The 7,484-nt window shown below is 63.6% G+C and carries 5 protein-coding genes; all 5 read left to right on the forward strand.

The features are described 5' to 3' along the window. Positions 1–7 precede the first annotated feature (7 nt). A complete protein-coding gene (locus V7773_RS26440) occupies positions 8–1,450 on the forward strand; it encodes a TldD/PmbA family protein (protein ID WP_063324020.1) in 1,443 nt (480 codons plus the stop codon). Beyond that, positions 1,450–2,787: a TldD/PmbA family protein gene (locus V7773_RS26445; protein ID WP_336076089.1), complete on the forward strand. Its 1,338-nt coding sequence runs from the start codon at positions 1,450–1,452 to the stop codon at positions 2,785–2,787. Before V7773_RS26440 ends, V7773_RS26445 begins: the two co-directional genes overlap by 1 nt. Before the next feature lie 196 nt (positions 2,788–2,983). After that, positions 2,984–4,411, forward strand: a complete 1,428-nt coding sequence (mdtD, locus tag V7773_RS26450; protein WP_336076090.1) for a multidrug transporter subunit MdtD — start codon at positions 2,984–2,986, stop codon at positions 4,409–4,411. A 313-nt stretch (positions 4,412–4,724) separates the two neighbouring features. Next, complete coding sequence (gene dbpA, locus V7773_RS26455; RefSeq protein WP_233459556.1) at positions 4,725–6,062, forward strand: ATP-dependent RNA helicase DbpA; 1,338 nt, start codon at positions 4,725–4,727, stop codon at positions 6,060–6,062. A gap of 187 nt (positions 6,063–6,249) precedes the next feature. Beyond that, entirely contained in the window at positions 6,250–7,428 is a 1,179-nt protein-coding gene (locus V7773_RS26460) for an NAD(P)/FAD-dependent oxidoreductase (RefSeq protein WP_336076091.1), read from the forward strand. Positions 7,429–7,484 lie beyond the last annotated feature (56 nt).

The following is a 7,484-nucleotide window of genomic DNA, read 5'->3' on the forward strand; positions in this document are numbered from 1 at the left end:
AGGTTCCATGTTCGACTTCCACCCCCAGCTCAAGCAGCGTTTTGCTGCCTTGCGCACGGGCGCTGAATTCTTTTCCCTGCGTTACGTGCGCGAGTCCGGCCAGCATTTGTCGGTGCGCAAGAATGTCGCCGAACCGCCCAGCCTGGGCCGTGATGAAGGGGCGATGCTCACGGTGCGGGTCAACGGGGTCGAGGCGTATGCCGCTACCAACGATCTGTCCCAAACCGGCCTGCAAGCGGCGCTGGATCGAGCCGAGCAACAGGCCCGCCGGCTCAAGCCCCACGCCCTGCTGGACCTGCGCGAGCAAGCGGTGTCCAGCGACCGCGCCGATTACTTCTCGCCGAATTTCGACCAGGCCTTTCCGCCACTGAGCGATTGCTACCAATTGCTCGGCGACGAGTCAGCCGCAGTGCCTCAGGACGAGCGCCTGGTGAACTGGCAAGCCAGCATCGGCTTGACCCAGGTCGAGCAGATCTACCTCAACAGTGCCGGCGCTGAATTGCGCCAGGCCCAACGTTTCATCTACCCGGCCCTGGAAGTCACCGCCTTCGACGGCAACGACAGCCAGACCCGCACCCTGGGCCGGGAAAATTTCGGCCAGCAAGGCAGCTTCGATGTGATCAGCCGCAGCGGCCTGCTCGGCGCCGGGCTGAAAATCGCCGACCAGGCCCTGCAACTGCTGCTGGCGCCGAACACCCCGCAAGGCCCCCGCGACCTGCTGCTGATGCCGGACCAGATGATGTTGCAGATCCACGAATCCATCGGCCATCCGCTGGAACTGGACCGCATCCTCGGGGACGAGCGCAATTACGCCGGCACCAGCTTCGTCAAGGCCAGCGACTTCGGACACCTGCAATACGGCTCCAACCTCTTGAACGTGACCTTCGACCCGAACATTCCCGAAGAATTGGCCAGCTACAGCCATGACGACGATGGCAGCGCCGCCAGCAAACAGTTCCTGATTCGTGAAGGCCTGCTGCTGCGTCCACTGGGCGGCGCACTGTCACAGTTCCGTGCTGGCCTGGACGGTGTCGCCAACAGCCGCGCCTGCGGCTGGAATCGCCCGCCCATCGACCGCATGGCAAACCTGAACATCGAACCCGGCGACCAATCCCTGGAACAACTGATCCAAGGCACCGAGCACGGCGTGCTGATGCGCACCAACCGTTCCTGGTCCATCGACGACGCCCGCAACAAATTCCAGTTCGGCTGCGAATGGGGCCAGTTGATCGAGAACGGCGAGCTCAAGGGCGTGGTGAAGAACCCCAACTACCGGGGTATTTCCGCGCAATTCTGGAAGAGCCTGCGCGCCGTGGGCGATGCCAGCACCTTCCAGGTCCTGGGCACGCCGAACTGTGGCAAGGGCGAACCGAACCAGGTCATCCGCGTCGGCCATGCCTCGCCGGCCTGCGTGTTCAGCAACGTCGATGTGTTTGGGGGAGATGCCTGATGAGCACTGTCAAGAATCAGGCCGAGGCATTCAAGGCGTTGGTCGACTGGCTGCGCGATGCCTTGCACGAGCCTGAACAGTTCACCCTGGGCTACGCCGCCGAGTCCTCGGCCTTCGTCCGTTTCAACCATGGCAAGGTCCGCCAGGCCGGCCAGGTGCAGCAAGCCAATGTCAGCTTCAAACTGATCGACGACGGACGCCACGCCGACTTGCAGATCACCTTGTCCGGCGACGTCGAGACGGATTTGCAACGTTTGGCCGAAGGCCTGCAACAACTGCGCGAAACCCTGCCGCTGCTGCCCCGCGATCCGTACCTGCTGCTCAACCACAACCACTGGCAGAGCCACAACGTACAGGACCATCCGTTGCCGGACACCGAGCAGGCCGTGGCCGAAATCAGCCGCGCCGCCGAAGGCCTGGACCTGGTGGGGTTCTACGCCGCCGGGCCCATCAGTCGAGGTTTCGCCAGTTCTGCGGGGGCGTTCGGCTGGCACCAGGCCAACAGCTTCAACTTCGATTTCAGCCTGTTCCATGAAAACGGCCAGGCCGTGAAAGCCAGTTACGCCGGGCATGAATGGAGCAGTGAGGGATTTTCCCGGCGCTTCGAGCAGGCCCGCGAGCAACTGGCGTTTCTCGGCCTGCCGTTGCGCACGTTGCCGCCCGGCGAATACCGCGCCTACCTGGCGCCGGCCGCCCTTGAAGAGATCATGGGCATGCTCAGTTGGGGTGGGTTCTCGGCTCGGGCGATTGCCAGCAAGCAGAGCCCGTTGCAGAAGTTCTACGCCAACGAAGCAAGCTTGAGCCCCAACGTGTGGCTGAGCGAGCAGGTCAGCGGCTCCTTGAGCCCGGCGTTTTCCGACGAAGGTTATCCCCGCAATGACCTGGGGCTGATCGCCAAGGGCACGGCCAATGCGCAGTTGGTCAACTCCCGCAGCGCCGCTGAATACGGCCTCGCCGCCAACGGCGCCAGCAGCTACGAATACCCCACGGCGCTGGACATGCAGGCCGGACAACTGGAGCACAAATACATCCTCGAACAACTTGGCACCGGGCTGTACATCAGCAACCTCTGGTACCTGAACTACTCGGACCAACCGGCCGCCCGCCTGACCGGCATGACCCGCTTCGCCACGTTCTGGGTCGAGAACGGCCAGATCGTAGCGCCGGTCAGCACCATGCGCTTCGACGACAGCGTCTACAGCCTGCTCGGCTCGCAACTCGAAGGCCTGACCCGAGAGCGGGAACTGCTGCTCTCGGCCAGCACCTACAGCCAACGGGCCACGGCCTCGATGTTGTTGCCGGGGGCGCTGGTGAAGCGGTTGACCTTGACGCTGTAATGACCGGAGTTGTACCCCTGTGGCGAGGGAGCTTGCTCCCGCTCGACTGCGCAGCAGTCGCAAAACCTTGCTGACCCAACGCATGTGAAACACCGCGGTGTCTGGTTTTAGGGTTGCTTCGCAACCCAGCGGGAGCAAGCTCCCTCGCCACAACAGCGATACCTGTTCCTGATCAACACTTCATACAAGAGGTCCCATGCCCAACCGCGCACCGCTCGACGCCGTCACCGCCCGCTGGCTTCCGTGGGTGGTGGCGATTGCCTTCTTCATGCAGTCCCTGGACGGGACCATCCTCAACACCGCCCTGCCCGCCATGGCCAGCGACCTGGCGGAAAACCCGCTGCGCATGCAGGGCGTGATCATCGCCTACATGCTCACCGTGGCGTTGCTGATCCCAGCCTCGGGCTGGATCGCCGACCGCTTCGGCACCAAGAAGATTTTCTTCGGGGCGATCCTGCTGTTCAGCTTCGGCTCGTTGCTGTGCGCCTTATCCAATTCGTTGAGCATGCTGATCGGCGCCCGGGTCATCCAGGGCCTGGGCGGTGCGCTGATGCTGCCGGTGGGCAGGCTGGTGGTGCTGCGGGCGTATCCGCGCTCGGAACTGGTGCGGATCATGGGCTTCATCACCATCCCCGGCCTGCTCGGCCCGCTGATCGGGCCGACCATGGGCGGTTGGATGGTGGAGTACCTGACCTGGCACTGGATCTTCATCATCAACCTGCCGGTGGGCGTGATCGGCTGTTATGCGGTGTGGAAGTTCATCCCCGACCTGCGCGGCAGCGAGCGTACGCGGTTCGATGGCCTGGGGTTCCTGCTGTTCGGTGCGGCGATGGTGCTGATCACCATCGCCATGGAAGGCCTGGGTGAACTGCACCTGCCGCACCTGCGGGTGATGCTGTTGCTGTTCGGCGGCATGGCCTGCCTGGCGGCCTATTGGCTGCGGGCCGGGCACGTCGAGAATGCGCTGTTCCCGCCATCGCTGTTCAAGACCCGGACCTTCGCCGTGGGCATTCTTGGCAACCTGTTCGCGCGCCTGGGCAGCGGTGCCCTGCCGTTCCTGGTGCCGTTGCTGCTGCAAGTCGCCCTGGGCTATTCACCGTCCCAGGCCGGCATGAGCATGCTGCCCCTGGCGGCGGCGGCCATGGTCGCCAAGTCCGTGGCCCGACCGCTGATCGAACGCCTGGGCTATCGCATCGTCCTGACCGGCAACACCCTGGCCCTGGGCCTGATGCTGGCAAGCATGGGCCTGGTCAGCGAACAGACGCCGTACTGGCTGCTGCTGGCGCAACTGGCGGTGCTGGGCGCGATCAACTCGCTGCAATTCACCGCGATGAACACCGTGACCCTGATCGACCTGGACGACGCCAGCGCCAGCAGCGGCAACAGCCTGCTGTCGGTGGTGGCGCAGCTGTCCCTGAGCCTCGGCGTGGCCTGCGCCGGCGCCCTGCTCGGCGGCTTTACCGCCCAGGTGGGTAACGACGGGGTCGATACCGTGCTGGGCGCGTTCCAGCTGACCTTCGTAACGGTGGGGGTCATGGCGATGCTGGCGGCGACGATTTTTTCCCAGTTGTCCAAGCAGGATGGGCGGCGGCAGAAGCGTCACGACGAGCATATCGAGCACTAAGCCAGGCGCTTGGGGCGCTGTCCGAACCGGGGGACATGCTGGCTCTTGTGGCGAGGGAGCTTGCTCCCGCTGGGGTGCGAAGCGCCCCAAAATCGGTCGACACGGTGTACCTGAAATATCGCGTCGCCTGGGTTACGACTGCTGCGCAGCCGAGCGGGAGCAAGCTCCCTCGCCACAGGGGGCACACCACGCTCGTCCAGAACTTTCGAAGAAAGTGGCACGAGGCTGCTACACTGCGCGACATTTTGTTTTGCAGGCCAGTCCCGTGACCACCATTGCCACCGCTTTTAATACTTTGCCGCTGTCCGCCGCCATGCTGGCTAACCTCGAATCACTCGGTTATGCCCAGATGACGCCGATCCAGGCGCAGAGCTTGCCGGTGATTCTCAAGGGCATGGACCTGATCGCCCAGGCCAAGACCGGCAGCGGCAAGACCGCGGCTTTTGGCATCGGCCTGCTGAACCCGATCAATCCGCGCTTCTTCGGTTGCCAGGCACTGGTGATGTGCCCGACCCGCGAGCTGGCCGACCAGGTGGCCAAGGAAATCCGTCGCCTGGCCCGCGCCGAAGACAACATCAAGGTCCTGACCCTGTGCGGTGGCGTGTCCTTCGGCCCGCAGATCGCCTCCCTTGAACACGGCGCCCACATCATCGTCGGCACGCCAGGGCGTATCCAGCAACACCTGCGCAAGGGTTCGCTGGTGCTCGATGGCCTCAACACGCTGATCCTCGACGAAGCCGACCGCATGCTCGACATGGGCTTCTACGACGCCATCGAAGACATCATCCAGCAGACCCCGGAACGCCGCCAGACACTGCTGTTCTCCGCCACCTACCCGGTGGGCATCAAGCAACTGTCGTCCAAGTTCATGCGCAACCCGCAGCAAGTCAAAGCCGAGGCGTTTCACTCCGACGCGCAGATCGAGCAGCGCTTCTACGAGATCGCCCCCGAGGAACGCATGGACGCAGTGGTCAAGGTCCTGGCGCATTTCCGCCCGGCCTCCTGCGTGGCGTTCTGTTTCACCAAGCAGCAGGTCCAGGAAACCGTCGATCACCTGACGTCCAAGGGCATCTCGGCCGTCGGCCTGCACGGTGACCTGGAACAGCGCGACCGCGACCAGGTACTGGCGATGTTCGCCAACCGCAGCACCTCGGTGCTGGTAGCCACCGACGTGGCGGCCCGCGGCCTGGACATCGATGCACTGGACATGGTGATCAACGTCGAACTGGCCCGGGACTCGGAAATCCATATCCACCGTGTCGGCCGCACTGGCCGTGCCGGGGAGAAAGGCATCGCCATCAGCCTGGTGGCGCCGTCCGAAGCCCACCGCGCCCAGGCCATCGAGCAACTGCAGAAGTCACCGCTGAGCTGGGACCAACTGGACAACCTCAAGTCTCAGGGCGGCGGCCCGTTGTTGCCGGCCATGAGCACTCTGTGCATCGGCGCCGGGCGCAAGGACAAGGTCCGCCCCGGCGACATCCTCGGCGCCCTGACCGGCGAGGCCGGCATCCCCGGCGCCCAGGTTGGCAAAATCGCGATCTTCGATTTCCAGGCCTACGTGGCCGTGGAACGCGGCATCGCCAAACAGGCCCTGCAACGCCTGAACGATGGCAAGATCAAGGGCCGGTCGTTGCGGGTGCGGATCCTCTGACCGCTGTTGATTCACCCTGTGGCGAGGGAGCTTGCTCCGCTGGGCTGCGCAGCAGCCCTGAAAACCATGAACGCGATGCTTCAGACAGTTCGCTGGCTTTTCGACCGCTTCGCGCTCGAGCGGGAGCAAGCTCCCTCGCCACAAGAGCGAACTCCTGTCAGACCCCAGATATGCAGAGGACACCGTTTTGCGCTCTACCGAAGTCGTGATCATTGGCGCTGGCGCCGCAGGGTTGATGTGCGCGCTGACCGCCGCCGCGCGCGGGCGGCAGGTGATGTTGCTGGACCACGCCAACAAGGCCGGCAAGAAAATCCTCATGTCGGGCGGTGGACGCTGCAATTTCACCAACATGTACACCGAGCCAGGCAATTTCCTCTCGCAGAACCCGCACTTCTGCAAATCGGCCCTGGCCCGCTACACCCAATGGGACTTCATTGCCCTGGTGGCCAAGCACGGCGTGCCCTATCACGAGAAAAAACTCGGCCAGTTGTTCTGCGATAACAAATCCAGCGACATCCTCGGCCTGCTCTTGGATGAATGCGACCAAGCCGGCGCCAGCCTGCATCTGGACACCTCGATTACACAGATCGAAAAAGCCGACGGCGGCTACCTGCTGCAAACCACCCTTGGCGCCATCACCTGCCAGTCCCTGGTGATCGCCACGGGCGGGCTGTCGATCCCGACCCTGGGGGCGACCGGTTTCGGCTATCAGGTGGCAAAACAGTTTGGCCATGAACTGCTGCCCACCCGCGCCGGGCTGGTGCCGTTCACCATCACCGATCAGCTCAAGGCGCTGTGCACCGAGTTGTCAGGCACCTCGGTGGATTGCCTGGTGAGCTGCAACGACCAGAGCTTTCGCGAGAACATCCTGTTCACCCATCGCGGCCTGAGCGGTCCGGCGATCCTGCAGATTTCCTCGTTCTGGGAATCGGGGGACACGGTACAGATCAATCTGTTGCCGGACCACGACGTGCCGCAATGGCTGCAACAGCAGCAGAGCGAACGCCCCAATAGCGAGCTCAAGACGTTGCTGGGCGAGTTGTTCACCAAGAAAATGGCCAACCTGCTGGCGGACACCTGGTTCGTCTCCAAACCCATGAAGCAATACACCCATGCGGAGCTGGCAGACATCGCCGAAAAACTGGCGAGCTGGAACGTCGTCCCCGCTGGCACCGAAGGCTACCGCACCGCAGAAGTCACCCTGGGCGGCGTCGATACCCGGGAAGTCTCGTCCAAGACCATGGAGTCGCTGAAAAGCCCCGGCCTGTATTTCATCGGCGAAGTGCTGGATGTCACCGGGCACCTGGGTGGGTTCAACTTCCAATGGGCGTGGGCTTCGGGGTATGCCGCCGCGCAGTACGTCTGATCCCCACCTGGGTTGAGCCTGCTTTTGTGGCGAGGGAGCTTGCTCCCGCTGGGCTG

Source organism: Pseudomonas sp. 3JA (genome assembly GCF_036961705.1).
Classification (GTDB): Bacteria; Pseudomonadota; Gammaproteobacteria; order Pseudomonadales; family Pseudomonadaceae; genus Aquipseudomonas; species Aquipseudomonas fluorescens_Q.

Excerpts from the sequence above, each read along its gene's own strand:
- V7773_RS26440 (WP_063324020.1), top strand. The coding sequence starts at position 8 with ATGTTCGACTTCCACCCCCAGCTCAAGCAGCGTTTTGCTGCCTTGCGC.
- V7773_RS26445 (WP_336076089.1), top strand. The coding sequence starts at position 1,450 with ATGAGCACTGTCAAGAATCAGGCCGAGGCATTCAAGGCGTTGGTCGAC.
- mdtD (WP_336076090.1), top strand. The coding sequence starts at position 2,984 with ATGCCCAACCGCGCACCGCTCGACGCCGTCACCGCCCGCTGGCTTCCG.
- dbpA (WP_233459556.1), top strand. The coding sequence starts at position 4,725 with ATGCTGGCTAACCTCGAATCACTCGGTTATGCCCAGATGACGCCGATC.